This window comes from Lentzea sp. NPDC042327, assembly GCF_040647275.1.
Classification (GTDB): Bacteria; Actinomycetota; Actinomycetes; order Mycobacteriales; family Pseudonocardiaceae; genus Lentzea.
Genome location: NZ_JBEZBX010000013.1, coordinates 183,961 through 201,672 on the forward strand (window position 1 = coordinate 183,961; position 17,712 = coordinate 201,672).

Here is a 17,712-nt window from a genome sequence, read left to right on the forward strand (position 1 = left end):
TTCGATGGACGCGATCCTCGGACAGGTTCTTCGCAACGCTGTGTGGGAACGCCTCGACCTGCTCACGGAGCTGGCGAGCCGCGCTGACGCCCCGTCCCTCCTGTCGGTGGCTCGATCCGAGCTCCCTCGGCTGACCGAGGGATGGCGTGCTCTGCTGGCAGCGCACGAGCCGGACGAGAAGGGCAACTGCCCCGAGTGCTCCGGTCGTTGGCGCCAGCAGAAGTCACCTTGCTCGGTGTGGCGCGCCGCGTACGAACACCTGGTCGCGGGCGGTCTCGCCCCGCGCCCGGCTCGCCACCTGCGCGAGGCCCCGGTGACCCCTCCTGTCACCCGGACCCGCCGCGCGGTGGCTCGAGCCCACTAACGGGCCTTTGCGACCGACCTGGCGTCCCCCCGACACGACCAGGTCTGCAAACGGCCTACTGACCGGTGGTCCGCGATGTGCGAACCCCCGACCGCTGCATCGCGGACCCCGGTCAGCTCAACTCCACAGATTCCCGCGGGCCGGTGCCGTGCACCTTCCCTCCCGACCGGTACCGGTCCGCGGTCACCAACCCCGGCCCCTTGCCTGCACCTCCCGCGCGGGTGAGGGGCCGTTTCCACGTTCGGACGCCGCGAGCACGGCTGGAGCTGCGCGCCGCTTCTTCCCACTTCCCGCGGTTTCTGCTGCCGGTGCGCCCGGTTCCGCGCCCGGCTTCAGCGGCGCGTACCCGTTTTCCACGTGATGTAGGACGTGAGGCCGGGCAGCAAGCGGCCGGACAGTTCGAACGCCTTGAGCTGCCACGGGAACAGGTGCTCGGCGCGTTCCTTCTCCACGGCGTCGACGATCGCCGTGGCGACACGGTCGGGCGTGACCGTCGGGATCAGCCTGGCGATCGCCGGAATCCGCTCCTCCGCGCCGGGGTTGTTGGCGAAGTACTCGCTGGAGACCTTGCCCGGCACGACCTCGCTCACGCCGACGCCGGTCCCGCGCAGGTCGAGCCGCAGGGACGCGGTCAGGCCGCGCAGCGCCCAGCGCGCCGACTGGTAGCCGGCCGCGCCGGGGATCGGCAGCCGCGACACCGGCGAGTTCACGTTGACGATCCAGCCGGAGCCGCGCGACCGCATGGCGCCGAGGAACTCCCTGGTGAGCAGCATGGCGGCCATGAACGGCACGGCGGTCATCGTGGCCAGGTCGTCCTGCGAGCACTCGTCGAGGAACAACCAGCGCCCGACACCCGCGTTGTTGACCAGCACGTCCGGCGTCTCCACGGCCTCGGCGAGCGCGTGGATCTGCGCGGCGTCGGCGAGGTCGGCCGGATGGGCGGTCGCGGAACCGCCGAACTCGGTGATCCGCTCGACCTGCAGATCGAGCAGCTCGGCGCTGCGGGCCACCAGGTGGACGTGCGCACCGCGTGCCGCGAACCGGAACGCGGTCTCCGCGCCGATGCCCTGGGACGCGCCCGTGACCAGTACCCGCTTGCCCGACAGTCGCATCAGTCCACCGATCGCACTCGACTCATCAACACTCCCGCCACCGCCGTCGCCAGCGCCGACGCCGCGAACAGACCGCGGTACCCGCCAAGGTTGGCCAAGATCACCGCGGTCAGCAAGGGCGCGATGACCTGCGGCAACGCGTTGGCCACGTTCAGCACGCCGAGGTCCTTGGCCCGGTCGGACGCCGCCGGCAGCACCTGGGTGAGCAGCGCGATGGCCACGGCCCAGTACGTGCCGAAGCCGACGCCCAGCAGCGGTGCGGCGACCAGCGCGGCGGTCCAGGTCGGCCAGGCGACGAGCAGCAGAGCGGCGAGCGCCATCACGACCGCGGCGAGGTAGACGTACGGCTTCCGGCGCCCGGAACGATCACTCCGTGCGCCGAACAGCACCGCTCCTGCGGCGAGCGCCACCCCGTAGAGCGCCATCAGCACGAGCAGTCCGTCCTCCGGCGACTCGTGGTGGACCACGTCGCCGAGGAAGTAGAGGAGGTACAGCGTGCCGAACGCGTTGCCGAGGTTGATCAGGAGGTGCCCGGCCCACGCCCAGGCGAAGTCGGGGTGCTCCCGGGGTGAGATCCAGAACGTCGGCCGCACCGGCTTGGTGACGAGCTGCGTGTCGGGCGTGCGCAGGACGAAGAAGACGGCACCGACGAGCACGATGGCCGCGCACGCCAAATAACCGGCCTGCAGACCGCTGACCAGCAACGTCACCACGACCGCGCCCAGCACCGTGCCGAGCATCTGGCTGATGCCGATCAACCCGCCGACCTGCGCCCGTTGGGCGATGGGCACCTGGTCGGGCACCACGGCGGTGAGCGCGGCGAGCATGCCGCCGATCCCGGCCTGCACCAGGCACCAGCCGGCGGTCATGACCACGACGGACGGCGCGGTGGCGAGCACCGCCAGGCCGATCGCGCCGACGACCGCCCCGATCAGCGTCCACGGGTGGCGCCGGCCGAACCGCGAGGTCGTGCGGTCGGACAGGTACCCGATGAGCGGCACCACCAGCAGCGACACGGCGGCGCCGACGCCGGTGACGACGCCGAACACGAACTCCTTGTCCGCCACGTCGAGCAGCTCGGCCTGCTGCGGCAGCAGGACCTGGATCGGCGCGTAGACCGCCAGCCACAGCCCGAGGTTCGCGGCGAACAGCCAGGCCATCCAGCCCCGCCGGACCGGGACGACCGGTTCGGCCAGCGCCTCACTCACCGCTGATCACCCTGTGGTACCAGTGGAACGAGTCGCGCGGCGTGCGGCGCTGGGTCTCGAAGTCGACGTGCACCAGGCCGAACCGCTGCGAGTAGCCGGCCTCCCACTCGAAGTTGTCGAGCAGCGACCACACGAAGTACCCGTCGACACCGGCGTCGAGCGCTGCCTTGAGGTGTCCGTCGAGGTAGGCGATCCGGTCGGCGTCCTCGACCTCGTGCGGGAAGCTGCAGCCGCTCTCGGTGACGTGCACCGGCGGCAGGTCCGGGTGCCGTTCGCGCAGGGTGGCGATCATCTCGGTGAGCCCGGACGGCACGACCGGCCAGCCGAACCCGGTGCGCGGGTACTCGTCGACCTCGACCAGCTCGAACGGCAGCGGGTTGCCCTCCGACGGCAGCGTCAGCCTGGTCGGGTTGTAGTAGTTGACGCCGTAGAAGTCGAGCGGCTGGTGGATGGTCGCGAGGTCGCCGTCCCGGACGGGCATGAGCTCGGCGACCGAGTCCGGATAGCGGCCGGCCAGCACCGGATCGGCGTACAGCCAGTTGTGGACGTCGCTGTACGCGTCGGCCGCGGGCTGGTCGGCGGCGGTGGCCGGCCACGCGGGCGTGTGGTTGTTCGCGGTACCGACCGAGCGGGCGTTGTGGCCGCGCAGAACTTCCACCGCACGGCCGTGAGCGAGGTTCAGGTGGTGGGCGGTCGGCAACGCGTCGAAGAGCAGCGTCTTGCCCGGTGCGTGCTCACCGATCGCATAGCCCTGCAACGTGACCATGGCCGGTTCGTTGATCGGAATCCACATGTGGACCCGGTCGGCCAGCCGTTCCGCGAGCAGTGCGGTGTAGTCGGCGAACCGGTCGGCGATGTCGCGGCCGAGCCAGCCGCCCTCGGCTTCGAGCTGCAGCGGCGTGTCCCAGTGGTAGAGCGTGGCCACGGGCGCGATGCCGGCCTCGACGAGCGCGTCGACGAGCCGGTCGTAGAAGTCGAGGCCCTCGGCGTTGGCGGGGCCCTTGCCGCTGGGCTGGATGCGCGGCCACGCGATGGAGAAGCGGTAGGCGTTGACCCCCAGCTGGGTCATGAGTGCCACGTCCTCGCGCCACCGGTGGTAGTGATCGCACGCAACGCGGGCGCTGTCGTCGTCGTGCACCGGAGCGAAGTCGTCCCACACCGAGGGGCCTCGGCCGCCCGCGTCGAACGCGCCTTCGATCTGGAACGCGGACGTCGACACTCCCCAGAGGAAGTCGCTCATCGATCCTCCAAATGTGAAACTTGTTCGGATCGTAGGCGTGTTGACAGGTTCAGGGAAGTGAAGACGCCGCGCAGAAGGCAAGATGGAAGAACCCGAACTACTGGGAGTCGCCGTGACGAGCACCACCCCGCTCCGCCGTCAGCCCGTCCAGCAGCGCAGCGCCAAGAGGGTCGAGCGCATGCTCGAAGCCTGCGCGACCCTCATCGACGAGGTGGGCTACGACGGCGTCACCACCACGTTGATCGCGGAGAGAGCGGGCGTGGCGGTCGGCTCGCTGTACCAGTTCTTCCCGGACAAGCGGGCCGTCGTGCAGGCGCTGACCCTGCGCAACGTCGACCGGTTCTCCCAGGGCATCACCGACCGCCTCGAACAGGCCACCCTGGAGCACTGGTGGGACGCCGTGGACACGGTGTTCGACGTCTACGTGACGATGCACCGCGAGATCCCGGCGTTCGGCAAGCTGCACTTCGGCGACGTCGTGGACATGCGGCTGCTCGACGACCGGCGGGACAACAACGCCGTCATCTCCGACAAGATCTCCGAGCTGATCTCGGGCAACTTCGGCATCCCGATGAACGAGGTGCAGCTGCCGATCGCGATCGCCGTCGAGGCCGCGGACGCCGTGCTGAAGATGGCGTTCCGCAACAACCCGACCGGCGACCAGGCGATCCTCGTGGAGGCGAAGGCGCTGGTCAGGGGCTACCTGTCGTCGCGGCTGCCGGCCTAGCCGAAGTTGCGGCGCTCACCGCGGTAGGTGGGCACCGTGCGTTCGACGCGGTCGCCGCGCACCAGGTGCACCTCGTCGAACCGCTCGAACAGCTCGCCCGCCTTGGCGTGCCGCATCCAGACGCGGTCGCCGATGCGCAGCTGTTCGGCGGCCTTGCCGGTGACCGGGGTCTGCACCTCGCCCGCGCCTTCGAGGCCGAGCGTCTTCAGGCCCTCCGGCAGGTACGGCGAGGGCTGGCGGTCCGGGGTCGGGGTACCGGAGGCGATGTAGCCGCCGGCGAACAGGGTGGCGACGCGCTTGGCCGGCTTGCGGACCACGGACAGCGCGAAGAGTGCCGCCGGGTGGGGCTTGAAGGCCTGGTAGCCGTCGAAGAGGGTGGGGCCGAAGAGGCCGCTGCCCGCTGCCAGCTCCGTGACCGACGGGTCGGTGCCGGTGAGCTCCAGGCTGCCGGTGCCGCCGCCGTTGACGAACTGCAGGTCGGTGACCTGGCGGACCGCGGAGATCACGGCGGTGCGCCGTTCGATCAGCTCCGGGCCGGACCTGGCCTGGATGAGCCGGATGCCGATCGCGCGCAGCGGCTGACCGGGCGGGTTGTCGCCCAGGCCCGCGATCTGGCCCTCGTAGGCCATGACGCCGACGAGCGCGAACCCGGTGCGGCGGACGATCTTGGCGGCGAGCGACGCGGCCTGCGCCGGGGTGTGCACCGGCGAGCGGCGTGGTCCGATGTGGACGCCGGGCAGCGGGCGCCAGGAGACGTCGAGCTCCAGGCAGACCCTGATGTCGGCGTGCGGGCCGATGGCGGCGTCGACGAAGTCGAGGTGCTCGACCGAGTCGACCATGATGGTGATGCGCTGGCGGGCGGTCTCGTTCGCGGCGAGCTTCTGCAGCGCGGCGCGGTCGGCCGTGGGGTAGGCGACCAGCAGGTCCTCGCTGACGTTCTGCTCGGAGAGCCAGAGCGCCTCGGCGAGCGAGTAGCACATGACCCCGGCGTAACCGGGTCGTTCGAGGGCCCGGCTCACCAGGTCGCGCACGCGGATCGACTTGCTCGCCACCCGGATGAGATGACCGGCAGCGCGGCGGGCGAGGTCCGCCGCGTTGTGGTCGAAGGCGTCCAGGTCGACGATCGCGAACGGAGGATCGAGGTCCTTCGTCGCGGTGTCGAGTCGAGTTCGGCGCATGCTCCGACGGTACGTCCTCAACCCTTGAAACGTGAAGAGCTTTCACTTACGTTACTCGCAGGTCACACTCCGTGGAGGTACCCGTGTGGACGAACTGGGCTCGCACCGCGACTTGTGCGCCGACGCGCGTCGTCCACCCGGCGAGCACTGACGAGATCGCCGCGACCGTCGTCTCCGGCGGCCGGGTGCGGGCGCGCGGCAGCGGTCACTCGTTCAACGACATCGCCGTCGCCCCCGAGGTGGCGCTCGACCTCGACCGGTGGACCGGCATCGTCCGCGCCGACGTGGAGACGGGCCTGGTCACCGTCCGCTCCGGCACGCCGCTGCACGTCCTGAACGCCGACCTGCACCGACTCGGCCTCGCCATGCCGAACCTCGGCGACATCGACGCGCAGACCGTGGCCGGTGCCGTGTCGACCTCCACCCACGGCACCGGCGCGAAGCTCGGCGTCCTGGCCACCGCCATCGCCGCGCTGGAGCTGGTGCTCGCCGACGGTTCGGTGGTCACCTGCTCGCGCTCCGAGCGACCGGACCTGTTCAACGCCGCCCGCGTCGGCCTCGGCGCGCTGGGCGTGATCAGCACCGTCACGCTGCAGTGCGTGCCGTCGTTCGTGCTGCAGGCCTCGGAGGCACCGGGCCGGCTCGACGCGGTGCTGGAGCAGTTCGACGACCTGTGCGCGGTCGAGGACCACGTCGAGTTCCACTGGTTCACGCACTCGGACCGGGTGATCCTCAAGCGCAACAACCGGGTTCCCGAGCCGGCGCAGCCGCTGTCGCGGTTCCGGCAGGCCTGGGAGTACGAGGTCATGGAGAACGCCGCGTTCGGCGCGGTGTGCAAGGTGGCCAAGACCTTCCCGCGCTACACCAGGAAGCTCAACGAGGTCTGCGGCTCGCTGATCAGCGAGCGGTCCTATTCGGACTACTCGCACAACGTCTTCGTGACCCCGCGCCGGGTCCGGTTCGTGGAGACCGAGTTCTCCATCCCTCGCGAGACGCTGATGGACGTCATCGGCGAGCTGCGTGCCGTCGCCAACCGCCTGGGCGACCGCGACGCGTTGATCGTCCCGTGCGAGGTGCGGGTGGCGCAGGCCGACGACATCTGGCTGTCGACCGCCTCCGGCCGTGACACCGCCTACATCTCCATGCACCAGGCGCTCGGCATGCCCTACAAGGCGTTCTTCGACGCGTACGCGTCCATCGCCGCGTCGGTCGGCGGTCGCCCGCACTGGGGCAAGATGCACGACCTCACCGCTGCCGAGCTGCGCCCGCTGTACCCGCACTTCGACGACTTCCTGCGCGTCCGCGACGAGGTGGACCCAACCCGCACCTTCACCAACGCCTACCTGACCCGCGTCCTCGGCTAGATGTCACGCGGGAGTCCCACGTTCCCCTGAGGGGCACGCGGGGCCCCCGCGTGCGCCAGGAGAGTACGAAAGCTCCCCGCGTGCACTCAGAGGACGGCGCGGACGGCGTCGGGGATGGGCGTGGAGCCGTTCGTCAGTTCGAGCGTTTTGCCGACGGTCTGGGGTGCGGTCAAGAGCTCCGCGAGCACGGCGGCGACGTCGGCGCGGGTCACCGGGGAGCGCGGCAGCACCGGGGCCGCCAGCGTCACCAGACCGGTCGGGGCGTCGTTCGTCAGCGGGCCGGGACGCAGGATCGTCCAGTCGAGTGAACGCGACCTCAGGTCGTCCTCCGCCGCCTTCTTCGCTTTGAGGTACACCGCGAACTCGGAGTCCACCGACGGCGAGTCCGCTGACTCGATGCCGACCGTGGAGACCTGGAGGAACCGCCGCACGCCCGCCTCGGCCGCTGCCGTGGCGAACAGGGCGGCGGCCCCGAAGTCCACTGTGTCCTTGCGGGCGGCTCCCGAGCCTGCCCCTGCGCCGGCGGCGAAGACCGCGGCGTCCGCGCCGTTCATGTATTCGGCAACCGAGTCCACTGTGGCGGACTCCAGGTCGCACAGCACCGGAACGGCTCCGGCTTCCTGCACGTCAGCGAAGTGATCGGGGTTGCGGACCAGTGCTGTTGCCGCGTCTCCACGGGTGGCCAGCTGCTGCTGGAGAAGCAGCGCGATCTGCCCGTGTCCGCCGGCGATGACTACTCGCATGCCCCGACCGTAGATCAGGAAGCGGTGGCGAGCACCTGCTCGTAGACCAGCTCGTTGACCCAACGGGTGATGGCGGTGTCCTCGACGGGCACGCATTCGTTGCGGCCGGACACGTCCACGGACAGGTCCTTCTCCTCGTCGGCCAGCAGGACCGAGACGCCGTAGCGGCGCACGCGCGGCAGGCAGTTCGTCAGGTAGTCGTTGGTGAACGCGACCGAGTCCGGGAGAACGGCGGCGGCGTTGCCGTAACGGGCGAAGGGAACCGCGGAGGCCAGCGCGGTGCGCCAGTGGCGTGCGACGGCCAAGACGCCGACGATGCGCACGGCGGCCGGCGGGACGCGGCCTTCCATCTCCGGCCACACCCAGGTGGAGACGGTGGTCTTGTCGACCTCGGGACCCGCACCCACGCACACGCGCTCGGCGTGGGCGTCGGCCAGGAGCTCGGCCACGACGACGACCTTGCGGCCCATGAGGACCATCTCCGGGAGGACCACGCCGTGCCAGCCGAGGCGGATCGCCGCTGCGGCTGCCAGCTCCTCGACGGACGCGGGCAGTTCCGGAACCGGGACCGCGGTCGTCGACAGTCCCTGCGCGCTGCCGGGCGCCGCGATCCTTGCTGGGGTGCTGCTCACGCCAGTGCCTCCTCGCCACCACGCGGCGGGCGATCCGCCACGTTTCGACTCGTGCTCTGGATAAGGCGTACCAGGAAGCGCGCGGCCCGCCCCCAGGTCACCGGACCCCCTGCGATCGACGGCGCCGACCGGTCGGTGACCGGTCGAGGAGCGGCGCGGGGAGTTCGGTCCTACGGTGCTGCCGTCTGGGTGACGTTAATCCGGTTGGACGCACCAAAAGACCTGCTCACAGTGGGTGCTCCAGGCGTGGTGGCGAAAAGGCGGCGAACGGTGCCGGTCACCGGCCGCCGACCGCTCACCGCGCCAGAACGACCACCTACATGATGATCACGGTTTTGCCAGGCCCGTGACCTGCGAAAACACCGGTGGCTTCGCGCAACGGCACACGGCGGGAAATCGGCACCGAGAGATCGCCGTCGAGCACCATGGACGCCAGGCGGACAAGCGTCTCCGGTGAGCCCTTCATGCCGAAGTTCTGCGCGCTGTCGCTCGACGCGTAGTTGGTGTTGAACGCCAACGGCGCATAGCGCGCGTTCGCCTCGAACGACGAGCGGTCGGCGCTCACGAGGTCGATGAGCGCGTCGGCCTCCACGAGCGAGTCGCCCCGGCCGATCGGGATCACGTGCTTGCCCGCCGCCCGCGCGATCTGCACGGCGAACGAGCCGACGCCGCCGTTCGGACCGACGACCAGCACGGATTTCGCGTCACCGAGCGCTTCCACCAGCTGCAGCGCCGTCATGCCTGCGGTCGGCAATGCCGCGGCGACCGCGGGATCGAGGCCGTCCGGCAACGGCGCCAACGCGTTCCCGGCCGGAACCACGGCGTACTCGGCGTAAGTCCCCCGTCCGACGGGGCGGTGGAAGAAGGTCCCGAAAATCCGCTCGCCGGAACCGACGACCTCACCGGCACCGTCGGTTCCGGGAACCATCGGAAACCGGTGCTCTGCGGAACTCCGAAGCATCCCGTCGACGACTTTGCGGTCGAAGGGGTTCACGCTCGCGGCGAGCATCCGCACCTTGAGCTCTTCCGGACCCGCCTGCGGCTCCGGCAGCTCCACCAGCTCGAGCTCCGCACCGAAGTCCGCCGCCGCTATCGCCCACATGTCGCCCTCCGAACGAGTGACAGACATCACCTGTTGGATCACGGAATCCGATACTGCCGGTCAACGAAAGAACCCCCCTCGCGATTCCGCGAGGGGGGTTCGATCTGTCTTTCTCTGTGGGCAAGGGGGGAGTTGAACCCCCACGTCCTTTCGGACACACGGACCTGAACCGTGCGCGTCTGCCATTCCGCCACTTGCCCCTGGAGACGTTGGAAACACTAGCACGCGTCCAAACCAGGTTCCTAATCGCCCCCTGTAGGCCTGGTCGCACCCGGATACGATCGGTGCAGAAGACCGTCCAGGCGGAAGGAGCTGACATGGGCCTGCAACGCTTCGAGCGCAAGCTCGAAGGTCTGGTCGGCAACACCTTCGCGCGCGTGTTCGGAGGCAACGTCGTGCCCCAAGAGGTGGCACAGGCGCTGCAACGGGAGGGTGACAGCAACATCCGCGAGCTCGCGGGTGGCAGACTGCTAGCCCCCAACCACTACACAGTGCTGCTCGGCCCTCAGGACCACGATCGACTTGCCGGGGACGAGCAGGATGAACTACGCATCACCCAGCTTCTCGCGGAGGGCCTGCGAGAGCACCTGGAAGAGTCCGGATGGGATACCTACGGTGACGTCGTAGTCTCCCTGGAGCGCTCCGAGGCGCTGCACACCGGACAGTTCCGAACCAGCTCGTCCGTCGACCCCGACGTGAAAGCGGCCAGCCGACGGTCAGCACCACCTCGCACCGCAGGAGACCGAGTCATGAGCCAGCCACCCGGCTACGGACAAGGACAGGGCCAGCCCGGCCACGACCCTTATGGTCAGCAGGGCGGCTACGACCAGGGTTACGGCCAGCAGCAGGGCTACGGCCAGCAGCAGGGCTACGACCAGGGCTACGGCCAACAGCAGCAGCAAGGCGGGTACGACCAGGGCTACGGCCAGCAGGGCGGCGGCTACGGCGGCGGCCAGCAGGGCTATGACCAGGGGTACGGCCAGCAGCAGGGCTACGACCAGGGTTATGGCGGCCAGCAGCAGGGCTACGGCCAGCAGGGTTACGACCAGGGCTACGGCGGCGGCCAGCAGGGCGGCGGCTACGACCAGGGTTACGGCCAGCAGCAGGGCTACGGCCAGCAGGGCTACGACCAGGGCTACGGCGGCGGCCAGCCGGCCGGCGGCTACGACCAGGGTTACGGCCAGCCCGCCGGTGGGTACGACCAGGGCTACAACCAGGGCGGATACGCCCCGCCGGCAGTGCAGGGCGGCAACCGCCAGCTCAACGCCACGCTGCACCTCGACGACGGGTCGAACCGGACGTACAACCTCAAGCAGGGTGGAAACGTCGTAGGACGTGGGCAGGAAGCCGACTTCCGCCTCCCCGACACGGGTGTGTCCAGGCGCCACCTGGAGATCACCTGGGACGGGCACAGTGCGATGCTCGCTGATCTCGGTTCGACCAACGGCACCACGGTGAACGGCACGCCAGTGCAGACTTGGCAGCTCGCGGAGGGCGACGTCGTCCGCATCGGCCACTCGTCACTGGTCTTCCGCACCGCGGGCTAGAGGTCGACACGGGCGTCGGTAAGCAACTCAAGGCAGGAGCGGTTACAACCGGTGCCAGAGCTGGTGATGCAGCTGACCAGAGCGGGCTTTCTCGTGCTCCTCTGGCTCTTTGTGCTGGCCGCCCTACGTGTGGTCCGCTCTGATCTCTACGCGGCCTCAGGGCTCCGGGCGTCAGGTCTGCCCGGTTTCCGGAGGTCCGACAAGTCGGCGAGGGGTAGCAAGGCGCCGAGGACGCTCGTGGTCACCCACGGCGCGCTCACCGGCACCCGCATCTCACTCGACGGCCGGCCGATCCTGATCGGCCGCGCGGACGACTCGACTCTCGTGCTGGACGACGACTTCGCGTCGACCAGGCACGCGAGGCTGTCGATGCGCGGCACCGACTGGTACGTGGAAGACCTCGGCTCCACGAACGGCACCTACCTAGACCGAGCCAAGGTCACCGCACCACTGCGCGTACCTCTCGGCACCCCGATCCGCATTGGCAAAACGGTGATCGAGCTGCGCTCATGACCTTGGTTCTTCGATACGCGGCCCGAAGCGACCGGGGCCTGGTCCGTTCCAACAACCAGGACTCCGTGTACGCGGGCCCCCGCCTGCTCGCAGTCGCCGACGGCATGGGTGGCCACGCCGCCGGCGAAGTCGCGAGCAAGGTGGTCATCGCCTCGCTGGCCCACGTCGACGACGACGAGCCCGGCGACGACCTCCTCGGCAAGCTCCGCGACGCGGTCGCGGCCGGCAACGGCGCCATCTCCGAGCTGGTCGCGAGCGACCCGGACCTGGAGGGCATGGGCACCACGCTGACCGCGGTGCTCTTCGCGGGCAACCGCCTCGGCCTGGTGCACATCGGCGACTCGCGCGCCTACCTGCTCAGAGAGGGCGGGTTCGCGCAGATCACGCACGACGACACGTTCGTCCAGTCGTTGATCGACGAGGGCCGGATCACGCCGGACGAGGCGGCCACGCACCCGCAGCGCTCGTTGCTGCTGCGCGCCCTCACCGGGCACGACTTCGAGCCCAGCCTCACGGTGCGCGAGGCACGGGCCGGTGACCGGTTCCTGCTGTGCTCGGACGGCCTGTCCGGTGTCGTCTCGATGGAGACGCTGGACGAGGCGATCCGCATCCCGGACCCGCAGGCCTGCGCGGACCGGATGATCGAGCTCGCGCTCAAGGGCGGCGGCCCCGACAACGTCACGGTGATCGTGGCGGACGTCGAGGACGTCGACTTCGGCGACGACTACCCGATCGTCGGCGGTGCGGCCGGTGACGGCAGCGAGGAGCACAACACCCCGCCGGACTCCGCGGCGTCACGGGCGAGCGCGCTCACGCAGCAGCGCCAGCCGATGCCGCAGCGGATGGAGGCACCGCCGCCACCGCCGCAGGACCCGAAGCGCAAGAAGCGCAACGCCCTCAAGGCGTTCGCGATCGTCTTCCTGCTGCTCGTCGTGGTCGGCGCGGCCGGGGTCGGCGGCAAGCTGTGGCTGAACACCCAGTTCTACGTGGGCGCGACCGAGGACGGCCAGGTCGCGATCTTCCGCGGGCTCAACGGCAGCGTGCTCGGGTTCAAGCTCTCGTCGAAGGTCGAGGACTCGTGCCCGCCCGGCTCGTCGGGCTGCACGCCGATCGCGGTGAAGGACCTGCAGGAGGCCGGGCGCAAGACGATCACCGAGGGCATCCGCAGCGACAACGGCATCGACGGCGCGCGCGCCGCGGTCCGCATGCTGCGCACGGCGCACATGCTGCCGTTGTGCAAGGACACCTCGGCCTCGTCCACCCCGACGTCGCCGACCACGACGACCCCGCCCACGACGACGACCCAGCCCGCGAACGGGACGCCCTCGTCGACCACGGCCCCCGCGGGTGGCGAGACCACCCAACCCTCGCTCACCTCGTCCGCGCAGAAGCCGGGCGTGGAATGCCGGGAGGGTCCGTAGTTGAAGGGCTCACCCGCCCCGTCCGGGGACGGCTCACCAGTCGCGTCGCTGGCGACCAGCACGTCGCCGGGGCTGCGGGCGCCGACGCGGCGCGGCACCGAACTGGTGATGCTCTCGTTCGCGGCCGGGCTCGTCACGCTGGCTCTGATCCTGGTGGAGCTCAACCAGGAGCGCTCGCTCAGCCTGCGCATCCTGTACCTGGGACTCGCCTACCTCGGCCTGTTCGCCTGCGCGCACCTCGCCGTGCGCCGCTGGGCGCCCTACGCCGACCCGGTGATCCTGCCGTGCGTCGCGCTGCTCAACGGGCTCGGCCTGGTGGTCATCCACCGGATCGACCTCGCCATGGAGGGCACCGTCTTCGCGGACGGCTCGACGTGGGACCCGATGGCGTTCAAGCAGGTCATCTGGACCGCGATCGGACTGCTGCTGTTCGCGGCCACGCTGAAGTTCCTCACCGACCACCGCACCCTGGCGCGCTTCGGCTACACGTTCGGCCTGGCCGGGCTGGTCGCCCTGCTGCTGCCCGGTGTGCTGCCGGGCTTCATCGCGCCGACGATCAACGGCGCGAAGATCTGGCTGCGGATCGGCCCGTTCTCCATCCAGCCGGGTGAGTTCGCCAAGATCCTGCTGATGGTCTTCTTCGCCGCGTTCCTGGTGTCGAAGCGGGACCTCTTCACCACCGCGGGCCGCCGGTTCCTCGGCATGGACCTGCCGCGCGCCCGCGACCTCGGCCCGCTGTTCGCGGCGTGGGGCGTGGCGGTCGCGGTCATGGTCCTGCAGAAGGACCTCGGCTCGTCGCTGCTGTTCTTCGGCATCGTGCTGGTGCTGCTCTACGTCGCCACCGAACGCGCGGCCTGGGTGGTGCTCGGCCTTGGTCTGTTCGCCGGCGGCGCGGTCATCGCGTGGAAGCTCTTCACGCACGTCCAGCAGCGCGTGGCGAACTGGTCGGACCCGATCGCCACCTACAACGACGACGGCGGCGGCTACCAGATCGCGCAGTCGCTCTTCGGTCTCGCGACCGGTGGCATCGGCGGTGCCGGGCTCGGTGCCGGGCGGCCGGAGATGATCCCGGAGTCCAACACCGACTTCATCACCGCGGTGATCGGCGAGGAGCTCGGGTTCGTCGGCTTCGCCGCGCTGCTGCTGGTCTACATGGTCGTCGCGATGCGCGGCCTGCGCGGTGCCATCTCGGTGCGCGACAGCTTCGGCAAGCTGCTCGGCGGCGGCCTGGCGTTCGCGATGTGCTTCCAGGTGTTCATCGTCGTCGGCGGTGTCACGAAGCTGATCCCGATGACGGGCATCACCGCCCCGTTCCTGTCCAAGGGCGGTTCGTCGCTGCTGGCGAACTACGTCCTGATCGCGTTGCTGCTGCGGATCTCCGCGGCCGCGCGGGCGCCGCAGCGTGCTCCGAAGCCGAAGCCGCAGCAGCCGGCCATCGCCGACCAGCACACAGTCATGGTGGAGCGTCCGAAATGAACACACCGCTCCGCCGGGTCGGCTTCGCCATGATGGTGATGATCCTGCTGCTGCTGGGCAACGCCACGTGGGTGCAGGTCATCAACGCCGACGAGTGGCGCAAGAACCCGAACAACCGCCGGGTGCTGCTCGACGAGTACGCCCGCAAGCGCGGTCTGATCATGGCCGCCGACGGCATGGTGATCGCGGACGTCAAGGAGACGACGGACCGGCTCCGGTACCTGCGCACCTACGCCGCGCCGCAGGCGTACGCCCCGGTGACCGGGTACCTCTCGGTCACCTACGGCACCGCCGGCATCGAGCGCGCCGAGAACGACCTGCTCAACGGCTCGGACGACCGGCTGTTCGCGCGCCGCGTCTCGGCGTTGATCACCGGTCGCGACCCGGTGGGCGGCAACGTGCAGCTCACGCTGGTGCCGCGGGTCCAGCAGATCGCCTACGACCAGCTGGCGGCGAAGGGCTTCCGCGGCTCGGTCGTCGCGATGAAGCCGGACACCGGCGAGATCCTCGCGATGGTCAGCACGCCGTCCTACGACCCGAACCTGCTGGCGAGCCACGACCCGACCGCGCAGCAGACCGCGTGGAAGCAGCTCACCACCGACGGCAACGGCGACCCGCTGATCAACCGCGCGATCCAGGGCATCTACCCGCCCGGCTCGACGTACAAGGTCGTCGTGGCCGCGGCCGCGCTCGCCAACGGTGACACCAAGGAGTCGCAGTACACGGCGGCGGGCTCGATCCCGTTGCCGGGCACGAACAACTTCCCGTTCCCGAACTACAACGGCCAGCCCTGCGGCAGCGGGCAGACCGCGTCGATGGAGCTCGCGCTCGCCAAGTCGTGCAACACGGCGTTCGGCGAGATGGCGGCGAAGGTCGGCAAGGCCAAGCTGCAGGCCCAGTCGGACAAGTTCGGCTTCAACGACGACGACCTCAGGGTGCCGATGGCGGTCGAGAACTCGACCATGGGCCCGGTCCCCGACGAGCCCGCGCTCTACCAGAGCGGCATCGGCCAGCGCGACGTCCGCGTGACCCCGCTGCAGAACGCGATGATCGCGGCGACGATCGCCAACGGCGGCAAGCGCATGCAGCCGTACCTGGTGTCGAAGATCCTCGGCCCCGACCTGAAGACGGTCGAGGACACCGAGCCCGACGAGATCAACACCGCGATGAGCTCGGCCAACGCGGCCGCGCTGCGCGACATGATGGTCCAGTCGGAGGCGAACACCGGCGGCGAGGGCAGGATCGCGAACGTCCAGGTGGCGTCGAAGACCGGTACCGCGGAGGTCGGCGGCAGCCGGGAGCAGACCGTGGCACCGCACGCCTGGTACATCGCGTTCGCGCCGGCGCAGAAGCCGGAGATCGCGATCGCGGTGATCGTGGAGAACGGTGGCGACCGCGGCCTCGGCGCGACCGGCGGCAAGGTGGCGGCGCCCATCGGCCGCGCCGTGATGAACGCGTACCTGGCGGGTCGCTGATGCTGACCACGGGCCAGCTCCTCGCCGACCGCTACCGCCTGACCAGGCGGATCGCGGTCGGTGGCATGGGCGAGGTCTGGGAGGCGGCCGACGACCGGCTCGACCGCCGGGTCGCCGTGAAGGTGCTGAAGGCGGAGCTGTCCGGTGACGCCGAGTTCCTGCACCGCTTCCGCGTCGAGGCGCGGATGACCGCGTCGCTCAACCACCCCGGCATCGCGTCGGTGCACGACTACGGCGAGACCGCGTCGGTCGCGGACGGGCCGGAGGACACGGCGTACCTGGTGATGGAGCTCGTCGAGGGCGAACCGCTCGCGACGATCATCTCGCGGGGCCGGCTCACCGCCGAGGTGACGCTGGACCTGCTGGAGCAGACCGGGAACGCGCTGCAGGCCGCGCACGAACGCGGGCTGGTGCACCGGGACGTCAAACCGGGCAACATCATGGTGACGCCGTCGGGCAAGGTGAAGATCACCGACTTCGGTATCGCGAAGGCCGTCGACGCCGCTCCCGTGACACGATCCGGCATGGTCATGGGCACCGCGCACTACATCGCTCCCGAGCAGGCGCTCGGCGGCGAGGCCGAACCGGCGAGCGACGTCTACTCGCTGGCCGTGTGCGGCTACGAATGCCTTGCGGGACATCGGCCGTTTCTGTCGGACAACGCGGTGACGGTGGCGATGATGCACATCCGCGACATCGCGCCGCCGTTGCCGCCGGACGTGCCGCCGGGTGCGCGGGCGTTGATCGAGGCGACGCTGGTGAAGGACCCGCGGCAGCGCTACCGCACCGGTGGCGAGTTCGCCGCGGCGGTCAGCGCGGTGCGGGTGGGCCAGCCGCTGCCGACGCCGTCGGGTTTCACGATGCCGCCGATCCCGCAGCAGGTGCAGCAGCACCAGGTCGCCCAGCAGATGGCACCGCAGCAGCAGCTGGCGCCCCAGCAGCTGGCGCAACAGCAGCTGACGCCTCCGCAGGTGCCGCAGCAGGTCGCCCCGCAGCAGCCCCAGGTGTCCCAGCCGTTGCAGGTACCACCGCCGATGCCGCACCACTCCGGTGGTCAGCCTCGCGCCGGTACCCATCCGGGCATGCAACCGGTACAACAGCAACCGGTGCCGCACACCGGGACGTTCGCCCCGATGCCACCGCCACCCGGGAGGAACCGGGTGACCGTGTGGGTTATGGTCGCTCTTCTGGTGACTGCTCTGCTGGTGATCGGCGGAGTCGTCGCCTGGAAGCTGACCATCGGGAAGACCGCTGCCGGCGAGCAGGGCGGCTTGCCGCAGAACACGAGCACGAGCAGCCCGAACGCACCGGCGAACGGTCAGGCGAAGCCCGACTCCGCCGACCGGATACCGGGCACCTCGACGACACGGCTCGACGAGGACGACTACCTCGGCCGGACCGGCGACGAGGTCAGCACGCAGCTGAGCGACCACGGCCTGGAGCCGACCGTGCTGAGCCCGCAGGGCACGGCACCGGGAGACCTGAGGAAGTGCCGCGTCACCGCCATCGCGCCGACCGGCGACGTGTCGGCCGGGACGCGGGTGAAGGTGACGTGCCGGGCATGAGCAGAACCAGAACCGAGATGGGAACACCGTCGATGAGGAGCGGGA

Annotated in this window: 16 protein-coding genes and 1 tRNA gene; 9 read left to right on the forward strand and 8 right to left on the reverse strand. The window is 70.0% G+C overall.

Going from position 1 to position 17,712, the window contains the following annotated elements:
* The first annotated feature begins 4 nt into the window (after positions 1-4).
* Positions 5-364, forward strand: coding sequence for a hypothetical protein (locus tag AB0A63_RS29715; RefSeq protein ID WP_035909125.1), 360 nt, complete (start codon positions 5-7; stop codon positions 362-364).
* A 332-nt stretch (positions 365-696) separates the two neighbouring features.
* Here AB0A63_RS29715 and AB0A63_RS29720 read toward each other — a convergent pair whose 3' ends face one another.
* Genes AB0A63_RS29720 through AB0A63_RS29730 form a run of 3 tightly spaced genes read right to left on the reverse strand, consistent with a single transcriptional unit; the run spans position 697 to position 3,924 of the window.
* Positions 697-1,476, reverse strand: a complete 780-nt coding sequence (locus AB0A63_RS29720; protein ID WP_360397060.1) for an SDR family oxidoreductase — start codon at positions 1,474-1,476, stop codon at positions 697-699.
* Positions 1,476-2,636, reverse strand: coding sequence for an MFS transporter (locus tag AB0A63_RS29725; protein WP_360397109.1), 1,161 nt, complete (start codon positions 2,634-2,636; stop codon positions 1,476-1,478). Before AB0A63_RS29725 ends, AB0A63_RS29720 begins: the two co-directional genes overlap by 1 nt.
* Positions 2,637-2,676: 40 nt before the next feature.
* A complete protein-coding gene (locus AB0A63_RS29730) occupies positions 2,677-3,924 on the reverse strand; it encodes a GH1 family beta-glucosidase (protein WP_360397061.1) in 1,248 nt (415 codons plus the stop codon).
* 112 nt (positions 3,925-4,036) lie between these two features.
* On the opposite strand from AB0A63_RS29730, the gene AB0A63_RS29735 reads away from it, so the two are divergent.
* Positions 4,037-4,651 carry a TetR/AcrR family transcriptional regulator gene (locus tag AB0A63_RS29735; protein ID WP_360397062.1) on the forward strand — a complete coding sequence of 205 codons (615 nt, stop codon included), beginning with the start codon at positions 4,037-4,039 and terminating at the stop codon, positions 4,649-4,651.
* Here AB0A63_RS29735 and AB0A63_RS29740 read toward each other — a convergent pair.
* On the reverse strand, positions 4,648-5,829 hold the full coding sequence (locus AB0A63_RS29740) for an amino acid deaminase/aldolase (protein ID WP_360397063.1): 1,182 nt from the start codon (positions 5,827-5,829) through the stop codon (positions 4,648-4,650). The genes AB0A63_RS29735 and AB0A63_RS29740 overlap by 4 nt on opposite strands.
* A gap of 83 nt (positions 5,830-5,912) precedes the next feature.
* Here AB0A63_RS29740 and AB0A63_RS29745 point away from each other — a divergent pair, with 83 nt between their 5' ends.
* Entirely contained in the window at positions 5,913-7,193 is a 1,281-nt protein-coding gene (locus AB0A63_RS29745) for a D-arabinono-1,4-lactone oxidase (protein WP_360397064.1), read from the forward strand.
* Between the two features lie 86 nt (positions 7,194-7,279).
* On the opposite strand, the gene AB0A63_RS29750 is transcribed toward AB0A63_RS29745, so the two are convergent.
* From AB0A63_RS29750 to AB0A63_RS29765, 4 genes are all read right to left on the reverse strand, one after another.
* Positions 7,280-7,936, reverse strand: a complete 657-nt coding sequence (locus AB0A63_RS29750) for an NAD(P)H-binding protein (protein WP_360397065.1) — start codon at positions 7,934-7,936, stop codon at positions 7,280-7,282.
* A gap of 14 nt (positions 7,937-7,950) precedes the next feature.
* The gene (locus AB0A63_RS29755) at positions 7,951-8,568 is read right to left on the reverse strand and encodes a hypothetical protein (RefSeq protein WP_360397066.1); all 618 of its coding nucleotides are present in this window, start codon (positions 8,566-8,568) and stop codon (positions 7,951-7,953) included.
* 316 nt (positions 8,569-8,884) lie between these two features.
* The gene (locus AB0A63_RS29760; protein WP_360397067.1) at positions 8,885-9,625 is read right to left on the reverse strand and encodes a hypothetical protein; all 741 of its coding nucleotides are present in this window, start codon (positions 9,623-9,625) and stop codon (positions 8,885-8,887) included.
* Positions 9,626-9,787: 162 nt separating this feature from the next.
* A tRNA-Leu gene (locus tag AB0A63_RS29765) sits at positions 9,788-9,870 on the reverse strand.
* 117 nt (positions 9,871-9,987) lie between these two features.
* On the opposite strand from AB0A63_RS29765, the gene AB0A63_RS29770 reads away from it, so the two are divergent.
* Genes AB0A63_RS29770 through AB0A63_RS29795 form a run of 6 tightly spaced genes read left to right on the forward strand, consistent with a single transcriptional unit; the run spans position 9,988 to position 17,667 of the window.
* The gene (locus tag AB0A63_RS29770) at positions 9,988-11,217 is read left to right on the forward strand and encodes a DUF3662 and FHA domain-containing protein (protein WP_360397068.1); all 1,230 of its coding nucleotides are present in this window, start codon (positions 9,988-9,990) and stop codon (positions 11,215-11,217) included.
* Between the two features lie 51 nt (positions 11,218-11,268).
* Complete coding sequence (locus AB0A63_RS29775; protein WP_053732084.1) at positions 11,269-11,730, forward strand: FHA domain-containing protein; 462 nt, start codon at positions 11,269-11,271, stop codon at positions 11,728-11,730.
* On the forward strand, positions 11,727-13,151 hold the full coding sequence (locus AB0A63_RS29780; protein ID WP_360397069.1) for a PP2C family serine/threonine-protein phosphatase: 1,425 nt from the start codon (positions 11,727-11,729) through the stop codon (positions 13,149-13,151). The genes AB0A63_RS29775 and AB0A63_RS29780 overlap by 4 nt, the downstream gene beginning before the upstream one ends.
* Positions 13,152-13,199: 48 nt before the next feature.
* Entirely contained in the window at positions 13,200-14,627 is a 1,428-nt protein-coding gene (locus AB0A63_RS29785) for an FtsW/RodA/SpoVE family cell cycle protein (protein WP_360397110.1), read from the forward strand.
* Complete coding sequence (locus AB0A63_RS29790; protein ID WP_360397070.1) at positions 14,624-16,102, forward strand: penicillin-binding protein 2; 1,479 nt, start codon at positions 14,624-14,626, stop codon at positions 16,100-16,102. The genes AB0A63_RS29785 and AB0A63_RS29790 overlap by 4 nt, the downstream gene beginning before the upstream one ends.
* A complete protein-coding gene (locus tag AB0A63_RS29795) occupies positions 16,102-17,667 on the forward strand; it encodes a protein kinase (RefSeq protein ID WP_360397071.1) in 1,566 nt (521 codons plus the stop codon). Before AB0A63_RS29790 ends, AB0A63_RS29795 begins: the two co-directional genes overlap by 1 nt.
* Positions 17,668-17,712: the final 45 nt, after the last annotated feature.

What these genes read in the sequence shown, in the direction of transcription:
- AB0A63_RS29720 (WP_360397060.1), bottom strand. Translation starts at nt 1,476, where the DNA reads ATGCGACTGTCGGGCAAGCGGGTACTGGTCACGGGCGCGTCCCAGGGC.
- AB0A63_RS29725 (WP_360397109.1), bottom strand. Translation starts at nt 2,636, where the DNA reads ATGGCCTGGCTGTTCGCCGCGAACCTCGGGCTGTGGCTGGCGGTCTAC.
- AB0A63_RS29715 (WP_035909125.1), top strand. Translation starts at nt 5, where the DNA reads ATGGACGCGATCCTCGGACAGGTTCTTCGCAACGCTGTGTGGGAACGC.
- AB0A63_RS29795 (WP_360397071.1), top strand. Translation starts at nt 16,102, where the DNA reads ATGCTGACCACGGGCCAGCTCCTCGCCGACCGCTACCGCCTGACCAGG.
- AB0A63_RS29750 (WP_360397065.1), bottom strand. Translation starts at nt 7,936, where the DNA reads ATGCGAGTAGTCATCGCCGGCGGACACGGGCAGATCGCGCTGCTTCTC.
- AB0A63_RS29790 (WP_360397070.1), top strand. Translation starts at nt 14,624, where the DNA reads ATGAACACACCGCTCCGCCGGGTCGGCTTCGCCATGATGGTGATGATC.
- AB0A63_RS29780 (WP_360397069.1), top strand. Translation starts at nt 11,727, where the DNA reads ATGACCTTGGTTCTTCGATACGCGGCCCGAAGCGACCGGGGCCTGGTC.
- AB0A63_RS29730 (WP_360397061.1), bottom strand. Translation starts at nt 3,924, where the DNA reads ATGAGCGACTTCCTCTGGGGAGTGTCGACGTCCGCGTTCCAGATCGAA.
- AB0A63_RS29740 (WP_360397063.1), bottom strand. Translation starts at nt 5,829, where the DNA reads ATGCGCCGAACTCGACTCGACACCGCGACGAAGGACCTCGATCCTCCG.
- AB0A63_RS29770 (WP_360397068.1), top strand. Translation starts at nt 9,988, where the DNA reads ATGGGCCTGCAACGCTTCGAGCGCAAGCTCGAAGGTCTGGTCGGCAAC.